The 14,473-nt window shown below is 40.8% G+C and carries 17 protein-coding genes and 1 riboswitch; of the genes, 14 read left to right on the top strand and 3 right to left on the bottom strand.

What is annotated here, in order from left to right:
- Positions 1 to 34 precede the first annotated feature (34 nt).
- From WS08_RS06780 to WS08_RS04510, 9 genes are all read left to right on the top strand, one after another.
- Positions 35 to 697: a phosphatase PAP2 family protein gene (locus WS08_RS06780; protein WP_009496311.1), complete on the top strand. Its 663-nt coding sequence runs from the start codon at positions 35 to 37 to the stop codon at positions 695 to 697.
- 56 nt (positions 698 to 753) lie between these two features.
- Positions 754 to 1,323: a LemA family protein gene (locus WS08_RS04545; protein WP_009496312.1), complete on the top strand. Its 570-nt coding sequence runs from the start codon at positions 754 to 756 to the stop codon at positions 1,321 to 1,323.
- Between the two features lie 13 nt (positions 1,324 to 1,336).
- Positions 1,337 to 2,224 (top strand): zinc metalloprotease HtpX, encoded by an 888-nt coding sequence (gene htpX, locus WS08_RS04540; RefSeq protein ID WP_009496313.1) that lies wholly within the window; start codon positions 1,337 to 1,339, stop codon positions 2,222 to 2,224.
- A gap of 127 nt (positions 2,225 to 2,351) precedes the next feature.
- The gene (gene rlmD, locus WS08_RS04535) at positions 2,352 to 3,719 is read left to right on the top strand and encodes a 23S rRNA (uracil(1939)-C(5))-methyltransferase RlmD (RefSeq protein WP_009496314.1); all 1,368 of its coding nucleotides are present in this window, start codon (positions 2,352 to 2,354) and stop codon (positions 3,717 to 3,719) included.
- Between the two features lie 171 nt (positions 3,720 to 3,890).
- Positions 3,891 to 4,886, top strand: a complete 996-nt coding sequence (locus WS08_RS04530) for a Gfo/Idh/MocA family protein (RefSeq protein ID WP_009496315.1) — start codon at positions 3,891 to 3,893, stop codon at positions 4,884 to 4,886.
- A gap of 10 nt (positions 4,887 to 4,896) precedes the next feature.
- Positions 4,897 to 6,237, top strand: a complete 1,341-nt coding sequence (locus tag WS08_RS04525) for a DEAD/DEAH box helicase (RefSeq protein ID WP_009496316.1) — start codon at positions 4,897 to 4,899, stop codon at positions 6,235 to 6,237.
- 152 nt (positions 6,238 to 6,389) lie between these two features.
- The gene (locus WS08_RS04520; RefSeq protein ID WP_009496317.1) at positions 6,390 to 7,052 is read left to right on the top strand and encodes a redox-sensing transcriptional repressor Rex; all 663 of its coding nucleotides are present in this window, start codon (positions 6,390 to 6,392) and stop codon (positions 7,050 to 7,052) included.
- A 20-nt stretch (positions 7,053 to 7,072) separates the two neighbouring features.
- Positions 7,073 to 7,792: a class A sortase gene (locus WS08_RS04515; RefSeq protein WP_009496318.1), complete on the top strand. Its 720-nt coding sequence runs from the start codon at positions 7,073 to 7,075 to the stop codon at positions 7,790 to 7,792.
- A 15-nt stretch (positions 7,793 to 7,807) separates the two neighbouring features.
- Positions 7,808 to 8,017: a hypothetical protein gene (locus WS08_RS04510; protein ID WP_009496319.1), complete on the top strand. Its 210-nt coding sequence runs from the start codon at positions 7,808 to 7,810 to the stop codon at positions 8,015 to 8,017.
- Between the two features lie 98 nt (positions 8,018 to 8,115).
- Here the strand turns inward: WS08_RS04510 and WS08_RS04505 are convergent, their stop codons facing one another.
- On the bottom strand, positions 8,116 to 8,769 hold the full coding sequence (locus tag WS08_RS04505; protein WP_009496320.1) for a metal-dependent transcriptional regulator: 654 nt from the start codon (positions 8,767 to 8,769) through the stop codon (positions 8,116 to 8,118).
- Between the two features lie 199 nt (positions 8,770 to 8,968).
- Between WS08_RS04505 and WS08_RS04500 the strand changes: the two genes are divergently transcribed.
- A complete protein-coding gene (locus tag WS08_RS04500) occupies positions 8,969 to 9,265 on the top strand; it encodes a hypothetical protein (RefSeq protein WP_009496321.1) in 297 nt (98 codons plus the stop codon).
- A gap of 78 nt (positions 9,266 to 9,343) precedes the next feature.
- On the opposite strand, the gene WS08_RS04495 is transcribed toward WS08_RS04500, so the two are convergent.
- Together WS08_RS04495 and WS08_RS04490 are read right to left on the bottom strand one after the other, a co-directional pair.
- On the bottom strand, positions 9,344 to 9,745 hold the full coding sequence (locus tag WS08_RS04495; protein WP_009496322.1) for a cytidine deaminase: 402 nt from the start codon (positions 9,743 to 9,745) through the stop codon (positions 9,344 to 9,346).
- Positions 9,746 to 9,850: 105 nt separating this feature from the next.
- The gene (locus tag WS08_RS04490; protein ID WP_009496323.1) at positions 9,851 to 10,396 is read right to left on the bottom strand and encodes a folate family ECF transporter S component; all 546 of its coding nucleotides are present in this window, start codon (positions 10,394 to 10,396) and stop codon (positions 9,851 to 9,853) included.
- Between the two features lie 43 nt (positions 10,397 to 10,439).
- Positions 10,440 to 10,533, bottom strand: a riboswitch (THF riboswitch).
- 180 nt (positions 10,534 to 10,713) lie between these two features.
- Here WS08_RS04490 and WS08_RS04485 point away from each other — a divergent pair.
- The 4 genes from WS08_RS04485 (at position 10,714) to WS08_RS04470 (ending at position 14,429) form a co-directional block, all read left to right on the top strand.
- A complete protein-coding gene (locus WS08_RS04485; protein WP_009496324.1) occupies positions 10,714 to 11,556 on the top strand; it encodes a GHMP family kinase ATP-binding protein in 843 nt (280 codons plus the stop codon).
- Positions 11,557 to 11,569: 13 nt separating this feature from the next.
- Positions 11,570 to 12,559, top strand: a complete 990-nt coding sequence (gene rbsR, locus WS08_RS04480; protein ID WP_009496325.1) for a ribose utilization transcriptional repressor RbsR — start codon at positions 11,570 to 11,572, stop codon at positions 12,557 to 12,559.
- A 15-nt stretch (positions 12,560 to 12,574) separates the two neighbouring features.
- A complete protein-coding gene (locus tag WS08_RS04475; protein ID WP_009496326.1) occupies positions 12,575 to 13,168 on the top strand; it encodes a hypothetical protein in 594 nt (197 codons plus the stop codon).
- A gap of 88 nt (positions 13,169 to 13,256) precedes the next feature.
- Entirely contained in the window at positions 13,257 to 14,429 is a 1,173-nt protein-coding gene (locus tag WS08_RS04470; protein WP_009496327.1) for a pyridoxal phosphate-dependent aminotransferase, read from the top strand.
- The last annotated feature ends 44 nt before the right edge of the window (positions 14,430 to 14,473 follow it).

Genomic DNA, 14,473 nt, shown 5'->3' with positions numbered 1-14,473 from the left:
ATAGAATAAAACATGAATAGGTGAGATTAATCAGATGGAATTTTCAAAGACAACACGTCGTTGGTTTATGGCGTTAGCTGGACTACTAACAGTAGGATTTTTGACATTATTTTGGGGTGTTTGGAACAATGCGCCCTTCATTAAGAGTATTGACGCGGTAGGATACGATACGGTATTCGTTGGTAGTAGCGCTGCAAGAACCCACTTAGCTGAATTCATTTCTTTGTTTGGGAACTTTATTGTTCTAGCCATTGTTGTGTTGGGGATTGCGGCTTGGTTATGGCGTCATAATGATCATCATCTCGCACAATGGTTCGCAGGAACTTTCTTCTTAGTTGGAGGAGTTGGAACCTTGAGTGTGAAATATTTGGTGCAACGTCCACGTCCGGCATATCATCTTGTGAATGAAATTGGATTTAGTTTCCCAAGTGGACACGCCATGCTATCAAGTACCTTTTTCTGGCTACTAGCTGGATTGATGATGGTATACATGATGCGTTCCGGTCATTTGACGGGGTTAAAGACAAGCCTGGTCTTGTTAATTTCATTTGCTTTGATCGTCGCCGTTTGCTGGTCACGAGTTGCGTTAGGGGTACATTACCTATCTGACGTTACTGCCGGATTCTGCTTAGGAACAACAGGTATCTTAGTCTCTGCATCTTTTGGCCATTTATGGTGGAATCGTCGCGGAAACTAAGCTTGAAATGTTATAATAAAAGCCATTAACAGGATAGTGAATTTTAGGAGGCTTATATGCAAATTTGGATTTTGATTGCCATTGTCGCAATTATTGCGATTGTTTGGATTAACACATACAACGGTTTGGTAAAGTCACGTATGTACGTAAAGGAATCATGGAGTCAAATTGACGTACAACTAAAGCGTCGTAACGACTTGATTCCTAACTTAGTTGAAACAGTTAAGGGATACGCCCGTTTTGAAGAGGGTACTTTGGAAAAGGTTGTGTCATTGCGTAACCAATTGACACAAATTCCTGATGGTGACCACGAACAAAAGATGGCTGTCTCAAACGAATTGTCAGCTGGTTTGAAGAGTGTATTCGCGGTTGCTGAAGCATACCCTGATTTGAAGGCATCTGCACAATACAACAAGTTGATGGAAGAATTGACAAACACTGAAAACAAGATTGGATATGCGCGTCAATTGTACAATTCATCTGTTTCAAGTTACGACACAAAGTTAGAAACATTCCCAACAAACATTATTGCGGGTGTCCACAACTTTAAGCCGGAAGAATTCTTGGAAACACCAGCTGAAGAAAAAGAAGTACCAACCATCTCATTTGGGGATGACGGTAAGTAATTAGGAGGAAGCGATGTTATTTGAGCAAATCGCCAAAAACAAGCGTCATACAATTCTTCTATTTCTTGGTTTCTTCTTTGTCATGGCACTTGTTGGTGCTGCATTGGGATACTTCATGTGGGGTAATATCACAAGTGGTATTTTAGTGACGTCAGTGGGGGCATTAGTGTACGCCATGTACATGTTCAGTCAATCATCTGAAGTTGTCATGAGTATGAACAATGCACAAGAGATTACTGAACCTGGGCAAGCGCCAGAACTATGGCATATTGTCGAAGACATGGCGATGGTTGCGAAAGTGCCAATGCCACGTGTCTTCATCATTAATGATCCAAGTCCTAATGCGTTTGCGACTGGAAATAATCCAGAAAATGCGGCGGTTGCGGCAACAACTGGTATCATGTCTCGTTTGAGTCGAGCAGAATTAGAAGCGGTTATGGCCCACGAAATGGCCCACGTTAAAAATTACGATATCCGTCTACAAACACTTGCTGTTGCATTGACAGCAGCCATTGCCATGGTAGGAAACTTTGCGACAAATTTCTGGGTGATGAGTAGTCGTCGAGATGATAATCGTGAAAGTAATATCATTGGGATTGTATTATCAATTGCGGCTTTACTGTTAGCGCCAATTGCAGCAACGATTGTCCAACTAGCGATTTCACGTAATCGTGAATATTTAGCGGATGCTGGAGCAGTTGAGTTAACACGTAATCCACAAGCCATGATTGGTGCATTAGAAAAAATTAGCCAGAGTGAACCGATGCGACCTGAAAATGTTTCAGATTCGAGTGCGGGATTATACATTGGTGATCCATTGAAAAAGGGATCAGCGATGAATAGCCTATTCGATACGCATCCACCAATGGCAAGCCGAATTGCAGCCTTACGCGCAATGTAGGATAAAGCGGGCTGCTTGCAGCCTGCTTTTTTTATTTGACAAATTTAAGAACAAATAGCGGACGACCATAAAGTTATGCTATACTAGTCACTTATGGTTGTCGCAAAAACCAAAAGGAGAAAATGAAATGAAACGTAAAGCACCTGTTGTTAAGAATCAAGAAATTGAAGCTGATGTTATTGACATCACATACGAAGGAAACGGAGTCGTTAAGTTAGACGATTTTCCTATCTTCGTTACAAACGCTGTTCCTGGAGAACGCGTATTGGTTGGGGTTACTAAAGTTGCAAGTACATACGCCTTTGGACGTGTAATCAAGCGCTTGGTTGAATCACCAGACCGTAATAATGAAATCGAAGCAAACGCATTGTTGACTGGTATTGCCCCATTGGCACACTTGAACTACGATGCACAATTGAAGCACAAGCAAAAGCAAGTTGCGGACGTTTTCAACAAGCAACACGTTGACGTTGAAATCGCACCAACTATGGGGATGGATAACCCTTGGGGTTACCGTAATAAGGCTCAAATCCCTACACGTGAAATCAACGGATTGTTGACGACTGGTTTCTACCGTCGTGGATCACACCGTTTGGTTGAAATTGAAGACTTCTTGATCCAAGATCCAAAGATCGACGAAGCAATCTTGGTTGTTCGTGATATCTTGCGTAAGTACCACACTGAAGCGTACAACGAAGAAATCCACAAGGGAACAATCCGTAACATCATGGTTCGTCGTGGTTACTACAGTCATGAAATGATGGTTGTTTTGGTTACACGTTCAAAGAAGTTGCCATTGGCTGAAGTTATCGTACAAGACATTCGCGCTGCATTGCCTGAAGTTAAGTCAATTGTACAAAACGTTAACCAAGAAAAGACTAACGTTATCATGGGAGAAAAGAACAACATCCTATGGGGTAAGTCTACAATTAAGGATCAATTGCTAGGAAAGACTTTTGCCATCGGGCCAAACTCATTCTACCAAGTGAACCCACAAATGACAGAACGCTTGTACGAAATGGCTGCGCAAAAGGCTGAATTGAAGTCTACTGACACAGTTATTGACGCGTACTCAGGAATCGGAACAATTTCATTGGCGATTGCTGATCAAGTTAAGCAAGTTATCGGTGTCGAAATTGTTGCTGGTGCCGTTGACGACGCCAAGCGTAACGCTGACATCAACAACATTAAGAACGTTAAGTTCGAACTTGGTAAGGCTGAAGAGAAGATGGTTGAATGGCAAGACGCTGAAGTTGCGCCGGATGTTATCTTCGTGGATCCTCCTCGTAAGGGATTGACTGAAGAATTGATCGTGGCTGCGACTGGTATGGCACCAGAACGTATCGTGTACATTAGCTGTAACCCAGCAACATTGGCACGTGACGCCGTTCAAATCATTGAAAATGGTTACCACATCAAGGGTGATGTACAACCAATTGACCAATTCCCACAAACAACACACGTGGAATCAATCACAGTGTTTGAAAAGAACTAATTATGAAAACATCTTTTGTTTATGTAAGCAAAAGATGTTTTTATTTTGACTAGTGATAGTCGGCAATGAGTAGCCTTGTTACACCAGTCTTTAAGGTTGAATATGCTATAATTAAACAAGCATTTAAACGCTAAGAAACGTTTATGAGATAGAAAGACAAGGAGATCAGACATGACACTAAAATTAGGAATTATTGGAACTAACTGGATTACTAAGATGTTTGTTGAAGCAGCCCATCAAACAGGTCGCTATGAACTAACACATGTTTACTCACGAAATGCAGAAAAGGGGGCAGCGTTTGCGGCTGACCTAGGTGCGACTGTTGATGTATTCACTGATTTAGATTTGTTTTATGCCAGTGGCGTTGATGTTGTGTACATTGCGTCACCTAATAGTTTGCACTTTGAACAAGCAAAGGCAGCAATTATGCATGATGTTAGCATCATCGTTGAAAAATCAATTTTCTCAAATCCAACAGAATTTGAAATGATTTATGATTTGTTGCAACGTCATCCTAAGGTACGCATGTTTGAAGCTGCGCGTCATATCTATCAACCAACCTTTAAGGCGATTGAAAAACAAGTGCAAGAAATGCCGGTGATTTCCGGTGGAACATTTGTTTACGAAAAGTACTCATCTCGTTTCGATGCCTATTTAGCAGGTGAAGAACCCAATGTTTTGACACGTGAATTTAGTGCTGGGGCATTGACTGACTTGGGTGTATACCCAATTTATGCCATTGTAAAATTGTTTGGACTACCTACAGAAAGTCATTATTACCCAACTTTGTTGCGTAATGGTGCAGATGGACGTGGGACAGCTATTTTACAATACCCAGACTTTAACATGGTCGCAGAATTTGGTAAGATGAGTAATTCATACCAAGATACAGAAATTCGTGGCCGCAAGGATACTTTGATTGTTGATAGTATTGCAGAACTTGATGGGGCTGTATACATTGACGAATCAGGTGAACGTCACGATATCGCACAACCTGGACAAGATAATCCAATGGTTGTTGAAGCAGAAGTATTTGCGGATATGCTAGAAAAGCGTACGGAAACAGAAACAGAATACAATGAACTCTTAATGCTTAGTCAACGTGTAAATCTAGTTTTGACAGCATTACGTCAATCAGCGGGCATTGTGTTCCCGGCTGATAAGTAAAGGAATAGACATGGATACACGTTTTGAAGAGAAATTAAAAGCAACAGGAATTACGGATTGGACACCAATTCAAACAGCTGTTGCAGAACCAATGGCTAATGGCGTATCAATTAACGCATTGGCACCAACTGGAACAGGAAAGACTTTGGCCTTTACATGGCCAATTTTGCCAACATTGACACCTGAAGATGGGGAACAATTGTTGGTATTGGCACCATCACAAGAATTAGCGATGCAAACAACACGTGTCATGCGTGAATGGGCAACTGTACTTGGATTACGTGTTTTGTCTGTTACTGGTGGCGCAAACGTTAAGAACCAATTGGATCGTTTGAAGAAACATCCAGAAATTATCGTCGGAACACCAGGTCGTGTATCTGAATTGGTACGTGCCGGAAAGTTAAAGTTACACCGCTTACGTACGGTTATCTTAGACGAAGCGGATGAATTGCTTCGTGAAGAGACGCAAGAACAAATTGAACAAGTTTGGCGTGCCGCGAAAGACGATGACATTCAAGTGGCATTGTTTGGAGCAACAGCAGTAGATGAAGCCATCCCTGCTAAGATTTTCTCTCGTGAATTTGAAACAATTGACCAACGTGACGTGCCAATTCCAACACGTATTAAGCACGAATTCTGGTTAACAGCTAACGACCAACGTAACAAGCGTTTGCGTCAATTAGCATCACAAAAGAATTTCCAAGCAATGGTATTTTTCAATACAACTAAGCAATTGAAAAACACAGCTAACTTTTTGGCACACGAACACATTGGAATGGCAACATTGGTTCGTGGAGACTCTAGTTCAACACGTGAAAAGGCCATGCGTGCTTTCCGCGAAGGAAAGTCAAAGTTCCTTTTGACAACTGATGTGGGAGCTCGTGGACTAGACATTCCAGGTCTACCAGCGGTTATTAACTTCGATTTGCCTCGTATGGGTGAAACGTATACACATCGTGCTGGACGTACTGGACGTATGTCTCGTGAAGGTGTTGTGATTTCTTTCGGTAATGATCACGACTTGCGTGAAATGCGTCGTATGGTTGCTGTTGAAATCGAACAAGTGACTGGACAACCTAAGTTGTTGACGAAGTCACGTGCAACTGCTGAACGTGCAGCTAAGCGTGAAGGTCGCCCTGAAAAGCGTGACGTAAAGGCAAAGTCTGTGAAAAAGACAGTTAAAACTGAGGTTACTGAAAAGGCTGAAGTTTCAACACGTTCTTCACAAACTAAAAAGTTTGTGAAAAATGAAGTGGCTGAAGTGCAATCACGTCAAGATCGTTTTGCACAAGAGAAAAAGGCGAAGCGTAAGCATCGTAAGAACAAAGGTAAGCCTAAGCCAAAGAACTAATATTTATCAACAGACATGCTTTTAGTAGAGTCTGTGAATAAAATAAATGTTAAATAATTCACATAATAACCCTACTATATGTTATAGTAGGGTTATTATATGTTATCTTCACGATTTCAATCCGACAGTATGTGAAGATTTAGGAGACCATTATGACTGATGAAATGAAAATGCAAACAACTGATAAAGCAATCCCAAAGGCAACCGCTAAGCGTTTGCCAATTTACTACCGATACTTGAACATTCTATTAGATTCAGGTGTAACTCGTATTTCATCAAATGAACTTGCGAAAGCCGTTAAATTTGATGCAGCGACAATTCGTCGTGACTTCTCATACTTTGGTGCACTGGGTAAGCGTGGTTATGGTTATGATGTTAAAGAATTGATGGAATTCTTTGGAGACATTTTGAACCAAGACAGCTTAGCTTCTGTGGCCCTAGTTGGGGTAGGTAACTTGGGACATGCTTTGTTGAACTTTAACTTCCACCAAAGCTCAAATGCGCGTATTTCTGCGGCCTTTGACGTTAACCCTGATATCGTTAACACGATTCAAAGTGGTGTGCCAGTTTACGATATGGATGAATTGGAAACACAAATTCGTGAACAACGCATTGAAGTTGCAATTTTGACTGTACCGGCGCCAGTTGCCCAAGAAATTGCGACGCGTTTGGCAGATGCTGATATTCAAGGTATCTTGAACTTCACGCCATTACGTTTGGATGTACCAAAGAATGTGCGTGTCCAAAACGTAGACCTTACCAATGAATTGCAAACTCTGCTATACTTTATTAATACGTTCGATGCGAACAATTAATTAAAGAGTAGGAGTACTGTATGAAAGCAATCGGTCAATTTTTTAAAAGTAAATTTATGCGCGTAACAATGTTTATTGTTCTAATTACAATTTCATTGGCATTAATTTTTCATAATCAGATCGCACACTTCGTGCTACAAAATTTCCGCCCAGAGGTCAGTCAAACAACGATTGAAGCCGCAAGTAAGGAAGATGCAAAGTACGAATGGCGAGATGTTAAATCATTAACAGCAGAGCAAATTTTGCAAGCGCGGATGAATGCTGGAAAAGTAAACTTTGTTGGATTTATTGCGATGCCTGAAATTGGTTTATCAGTGCCAATTGCTAATGGGATTGATGATCTTGTCTTGTCACTTGGGGCAGGAACAATGTATCCCGATCAAAAGATGGGTGAGGGGAATTATTCTCTATCAAGTCACTTTATCCAAGGTGAAAGTGGTAAGACATTAATGTTTTCTCCGTTGTACTATGAAGGAAAAGTAGGACAAAAAATCTATTTGACGGATATGAAGAAGGTCTATGAATACACTGCGACAGATTTGGAACGAATCAAGAGTACAGATGTACAATGGACACATGATATTCCAGGTAAAAAGGTCATTACTTTAATTACTTGTAATTACACGGCTGAAGCTGGACGTGTCATGATGCAAGGTGAGCTAACGAAGACGTACGATTGGGATAGTGCGCCAAAGGAAGCTAAAAATGCCTTTACTGCAGATAATCGTTGGATTAAATAATAGGGGGACAAATACATGAAGGAATTACGTGTATCAAAGAAAGAAGTACGACAACAAAAGACAACACCAATGACAAAGATGAAGATGTTTACAGAAGCACTTTCTATCTTCTGGGTAATCGCATTAGCTGGTTACCAAGTATTGCGTGCTTTGTACCGTTTGAAGCGTTTGAAGAAGGCTTACAAGACTTCTAAGAAGTTAAAAGAGCAATCAAAGGCGAAGTAATAAAATGCATAAAAAAAGACGTATCCTCGGGGATACGTCTTTTTTGTTTAACTAGAGATACTGCGTTTTAAATGATAGCTATCAAACAATCTAGTGTGTTAAACAATGTAGATGAATGATGCTGCGTGCTGTGTGATTTGTAGTTCACGTTCACCGTTTTCTAGAATCATAGGACCTTCAAATGGTAGGCGTGCTTTAATCTTCCATGTTGAATTTAGTGGAAGATCAACCGTTTCAACGTATTGTAGTAGCTCAAGGTCTTCCGTGTAACTCTTCATTGTGACTTCTTGTCCGTCAGCAGCGTCAATTAACTTTGTCCAGTGTTCTGGTTCGTAATGATTTTCGTTGTCTGGAATCATCAAACCATGTGGGCTGTAGCTAGGGTTGCCTAAGAAGTTGTCTAGGGCGTCCATAAGCAAACCACTGGCATCATGGTCAAGGTGATCAGCGTTTTCGTGGGCAACTGATACAGGGAGCTTCAAATTGTCCACAATGAATGTTTCAAACAAACGGTGTGATCGGATTAGGCGTAGGGCGGTTTGACGTCCTGGTTCGGTTAGTGTCACACCATAGTATGGTACGACGCTAACTTCACCCGCTTCTTGCAACTTAGCAAGCATGTTAGACACTGATGAAGGTGTCACATGCAAATGGTCAGCGATTTGGTTGTTAGAAATTTTAGTTGTTTCATCACCACCACTTAGTTCTAAGATAGTTTGCAGATATTGGGTTTTCGAAACTGAGTCGCTCATTATAATGCCTCTTTTTTTAATATAAATTATTTAATGTCCTATTATACCACGCTATAAATTCAATGTCCTTTAATGTTTTATAACCTAGATGAAAACATTATTTAGTTATTGTGTAATTTATGTGAGAGTGATAAGATAATTAATGGTTAAACCAACGACATAGAGCAAGAGTTTTGGCGGCACATTTAAGGAGACGTATATGAGCCTAGAAAACCCACTTATTCATAATGACGATTTAACACAATTACTGTCCCATAGAAATATAGCGTGTGAACAACGTCAAGAGCTTGAAACAGCAATTCAATCTTTCACACAATACCCACCAATTATTTTTGTCGGACGTGTGATGGACAGCTGTGTATATCGAATCGGTGTCAATGAAGTCAGCCACCATACTATGTTAAAATTTGACACGACCGAACTACGTGATCGTTTTGCCCAACATTTTGAAAAATTATGTACGGGAAACGGTCTATCATTACAACAATCATTCTAAAATTTTTTTGCGGAAATGATTCGTTGATTTAACTAAAAATGACGTCCTTATGTGTAGACATAAGGACGTCATTTCGTTTTAATCGGTATAAGCATTCAGCCAATGATGTGGGGTTAATTCACGTAGTGATACGTATTCCACAGGCGAATTACTCGTTGTGATGGCACATAGAACATCTGGTCCCCAGAAGAGGAGGCGTTCTTGGCAAATACCACATGGCGTCAGCACCTTAAAAGGTGCATGTTCGTTATCACGAACAAGACATAGGGTGTGCGTAATTGATGTCTTTAAACGTGCGGCTTCAAGATAAGCACCTGTTTCCATACATACATTCACACCAATATTTTCGAATTCGGGTGAAATACTCGTTAGGATTGTACCATCTTCCAACAATACACCAGCAGCACCGCCCCAACCAGTGGGGTAATGGTCTTCTACAAGTGCCACAATACTCTCAAAGAGTTTTTGGGTTTCAATCATATCCTGGCCTCCTAGCATAGGTATCTGGAAATCAGTATAGCAAACTATCGTAAATAGACACTAAAAAACCACCTCAGTCATATGAACTGAAGTGGTTAGTAAATATTAATTAAAAACGCGTTGCATTAGTTGTCCCAATGACTTGTTGTTTAAGATTGTGTGAATCAAAACAACTTGAATCGGGAACATCATAATTTGTTTTAGACCACGGATTTCAATCATCTTCATGATTGCATTGGGGTCAGTGATGTTACCCATCATGATGACCCAAAGCGTATTCAAAATTGTGTTTACAATCAACAAGACAAGCGCAACAGTAACCATTGTACGTACCCAGCTAATGTGTTCACGATTGTAAAAAGAAATACCGTAGATCAAAGCCCCTAGAATTGCTGAAATCATGAATCCAAAGAAGAATGCATGACCATTAATTGCCGTTGAGATAAGATCCTGCACAATGGCAGTCAATACACCCCAATAAGGGCCAAACCAGTGAGCAATAACAGCAACAATAATGAAGCCGAAACCGATTTTTAGGAAATTTGGACCAACTGTAAAGCGGCCAATCAATAGTTGGAGTGCCAACAAGATCCCTAAAAGAGCGACTGCACGGGGGTTAAGCCGTGTGAAATATGATTCTAATGTTTTCATTTTGAAAACACCTCCTAAATTTTATGGAGGGTTTCACTATATAAACAGTGAATGTGACTAAGGCATCGCGGAAGTTCCTTCGTCTGCGGTCCACATTCCGTTCCCGCAGCACTTAACGCGCCAAAGTCTACCCTGTGTTCGTATTTCGAACAGAAATCAGTATATCACAGAATGTAAATTTTTGAAAAAACAAAAAATTTCGCATAATTTAGATAAATGTATGACATAAAGTACGTAAAAACGTTTTACAATGGTGGAAATGTAAGTAAAATTTGGTAAAATAAATGTAAACATACATATGGAACGGGGTAAACGTTATGGAAATTAAAGTACCAGCAACAATTGGTGATTTCGGACCAGGAAAAGCATCGATTGGGTTCGCACTTGATTTATGGCTAACAGTCACTGTTCTAGAAGAAAGCGCAGAATGGCATGTTGTCCATGATTTAGGTGAGACAATTCCACATGATGAAACGAATTATATTGTTGCGGTGGCAAAAAAGTTAGTACCAACACTAACGCCACACAAATTAAGCCTAACGTCTGATATTCCATTACAACGAGGATTAGGATCTTCAACGGCAGCGTTAATGGCGGCCATTGAATTAGCGGATCAACTAGGCGGATTAGGACTAGATGATTTCACTAAGTTAACATTAGCTGCACGAACTGAAACACAACCAGCGAATGTCACAGCGACCTTACTAGGGGGTATCACAACTAGTTATTTACATCAAGGTGATTATTTTGGTAGTCAAATTGTCACACCAGCGTATGAGGTCATCGTGTATCAACCAACTGAGCGCATCGATATGACGAATCGTGCTAACGAGTTGAGTATGGTACAAGCGATTGACGCAGCTGCAGCGGGAAACATGTTATTTGCGGCGTGGCAATCTAATCAATATGCGTTGGCAGGTCAATTGCTAGAGAATGATAGTTTCAACGATGTATTAAGTTTAGATTTGACGCCAATTCGTCAAGCAACACATGCATTGGATGTCTTTGGGACGAATCAATTTGGGAATCATGGATCAATTGCGATTTTAGTCGCACCAGAAAAAGTGCAAGACATGTTAGACGTATTGGCACATGTTGAAGTTGATGGGACATTCAGTCACATTGCAATGGCAGCCAGCGGTACTGTGGTTACAGTTTAGTGGGGAGATAATAATGAAAAAAGCTTCAATCAAGGACGTGGCCAATTTAGCCGGCGTATCTATTGCAACAGTTTCGCAAATCTTGAACAATAAGGGTGATCGTTTCTCAGAAGAGACGCGTAATAAAGTTTTTGCAGCACGAGAAGAAATGGGTTATGTGCCTAATTTAAGTGCACGTAGTTTGAAAAAGAATAATTTGATTATGATTGGGGTTGTGGTTCCATCATTGGCTTTGCCGTACTTTGGTTACTTGGTACAAAAAATTCAAGATGCATTACCTGAAAATGTGTCACTATCAATTATGTCAGCCGAAGGTGGCGATACCGATAAGGCTGTTTATCAATTGATGTCTGCGGGGGTTAATGGTGTTATTGTCGCGAACCAACTAGTAGATAGTGATACAGTCGTTGCTGATCTTAAAAAGCGTGGGGTGGCATGTGTCATGCTTGAAAACCATGCATCAATGGAATCAGCCGATGTTGTCGCATCAGCTGAATTTATGGGTGGTCAATTAGCTGCACAACACTTACTTGATCTAGGTCACCGTCATGTGGCTGTTTTAGGTAAGCAAGCAATGAATGATAACCTGGCAAATCGTCTTGCTGGATTTAAAGAAACAATGGCCCAAGCTGGCGCTAAGGTTAGTGAAGTGACGACACATTACTTGTCAAAACAAGGTGGTCAAGCGTCTGCAATGGCTGTTTCAATTTCTAAGGCGACAGCAACATTTGCGTTAAATGACGAATTGGCGATTGGATTGATTAGTGGTTTGGGGAAAATCAATGTTAATGTGCCGAATGATATGTCTGTGATTGGATATGACGACACTGACTACGCTGGATTCTGCCAACCTAGTTTGACAACGATTCACCAACCATTGGATGACATTGCTAAGACGGCATTGGAATTGGTATTGAATCGTGTCCGCGAGTTTGATGTTGATCGCCAAGAACGCATTTTTGATGTAGAATTAGTGGAACGAAACTCTACAAAAGCCTTGTAGGCGTAAAGGGGTCCCATGAAGAAAAAGATGATGTTAATTGGTGGCGGTCTAGCCATCATTGCTGTGTTAATTGGTGGTATTTTTGCTTATCAACAACAACAAGCACATAAAAAGAGCCATGAAGAACAACAACGTGAAGAACTTGCAGCAAAACAAGCAAGTGAACAAGCGGTAAAAGAATTAGAAAAAAGTCAACGCGCACAAATTATTACAATGCCAAGTGATGCCACTAAGCCCAAGGATAATATTGCGCGTGGTTGGTCAGCGCACAATGCTGCGTTATTTGTGAGCCAAGTAGCGGACGCAAATAAGCATCGTGACAAATTTCCACGTCTAGATATCAATACAAATGTGGATTTAGAAGCGGTGCAAAGCCTGAAGCCATACATGACAGCGCCTTACTGGGTGGTTGCGTTAACGTCTGAACAAGATAAAGACCGTGCAGTATTCTTGAAGAACAACGGTAATCATACGGTTACGATGGTTTTGACAGAAGGGGAAACGGATGTACCTGTTCATGAATATGTTGTAGATAGTTCAACCCATCAAGTGATATCAGAGAAATCAATTGATGTGGCATCAAGTATTTCAACTTGGACAGAATTTTAAGAAGCAGTCACGTTCATGTTAAGTGGGCGTGATTTTTCATATTCGTCATAAAAATGCGTAGTTATCTTGAAAGAAGAGTGAGCAAAAAATGCCAACGATTAAAAATGATTTATATGACCAACTGAATACTCAGGTGATACCACAAAAATCATCGGCGCTCCGTGCATGGCATCAAAAATTTCAAGCGGATGAATCTGTCATCGATCTCTCATTAGGAGAACCTGGATTTGCGGTATCTCAAGAGGTGAAGCATGCGTTCCAAGAAGCGATTGCATCAGATGCTTCTCATTATGCATCGACGAAAGGTTACGTGCCGTTACGAGAACGTGTTGCAGGATATGTGACAGAGTCATTTGACGCGCCTGCATATAGTGTGGCTGAGACATTAATTACCGTAGGCGCAACCGAAGGTATTTACGCCACATTTCAGGCATTATTTAGTCGGGGTGATGCGATTATTATTCCTATGCCAGCATATCCGTTATATGGCAATATTGCGGCATTATTAGGCATAGAAATTATTCCGTTGGATACAAGAACAACAGATTTTAAAGTGACACCTGAAGGCTTAGAAGACCTGTTGGGAAAGCACGCCAATATAAAGGGGTTCATTTTCAACGACCCAACCAATCCAACTGGAGCCACTTATACAGCACAAGAAGTTTCTGATTTAGCCCAGGTGTTGTTACCCACTAATCTGGTCGTGGTCACAGATGAAATATATGGCGCATTAACGTATGATGATGCAGAACATGTCACCATTGCAAAATACCTACCTGAACAAACGATTTTAATTGGTGGTTTATCTAAGTCTCATGCGATGACCGGATACCGATTAGGTTTTGTGCTAGGACCAGAACTATTGATGAACATGATTACACAAGTGCATCAATTGATGGTGAGCTCAGTTAATACACCCCTTATGATTGCAGGTGTAACAGCCTTAGATAATCATGAGAACTTCGCCGTCATGAAGCGCACATACCAAATGCAACGTGATTTAATGGTCGAAGCGCTAAGAGCGTTAGGATTTATGGTTATCTCACCTAAGGGTGGCTTTTATGTCTTGGCAAAATTACCAGCAAGTGTGGTTTCTGAAGAAACATTTGTTTCCGATTTAGCCACTCAAGCCAAGGTAGGGGTGTTGCCAGGGAATATTTTTGGTTTACCTGGCTATATACGTCTATCTTTTGCTGGTAATAAGGCAGATATCGAAGAAGCGATGGACCGCATGCAACAATTTTTATCTACCATAGCGTGATGAAAATAACATAATAAGACAAACAAAAAAACAGCCGATCACCT

The sequence above is a fragment of the Weissella tructae genome (genome assembly GCF_000732905.1).
GTDB lineage: Bacteria > Bacillota > Bacilli > Lactobacillales > Lactobacillaceae > Weissella > Weissella tructae.
This window is presented reverse-complemented; position numbering and strand designations above follow the sequence as displayed.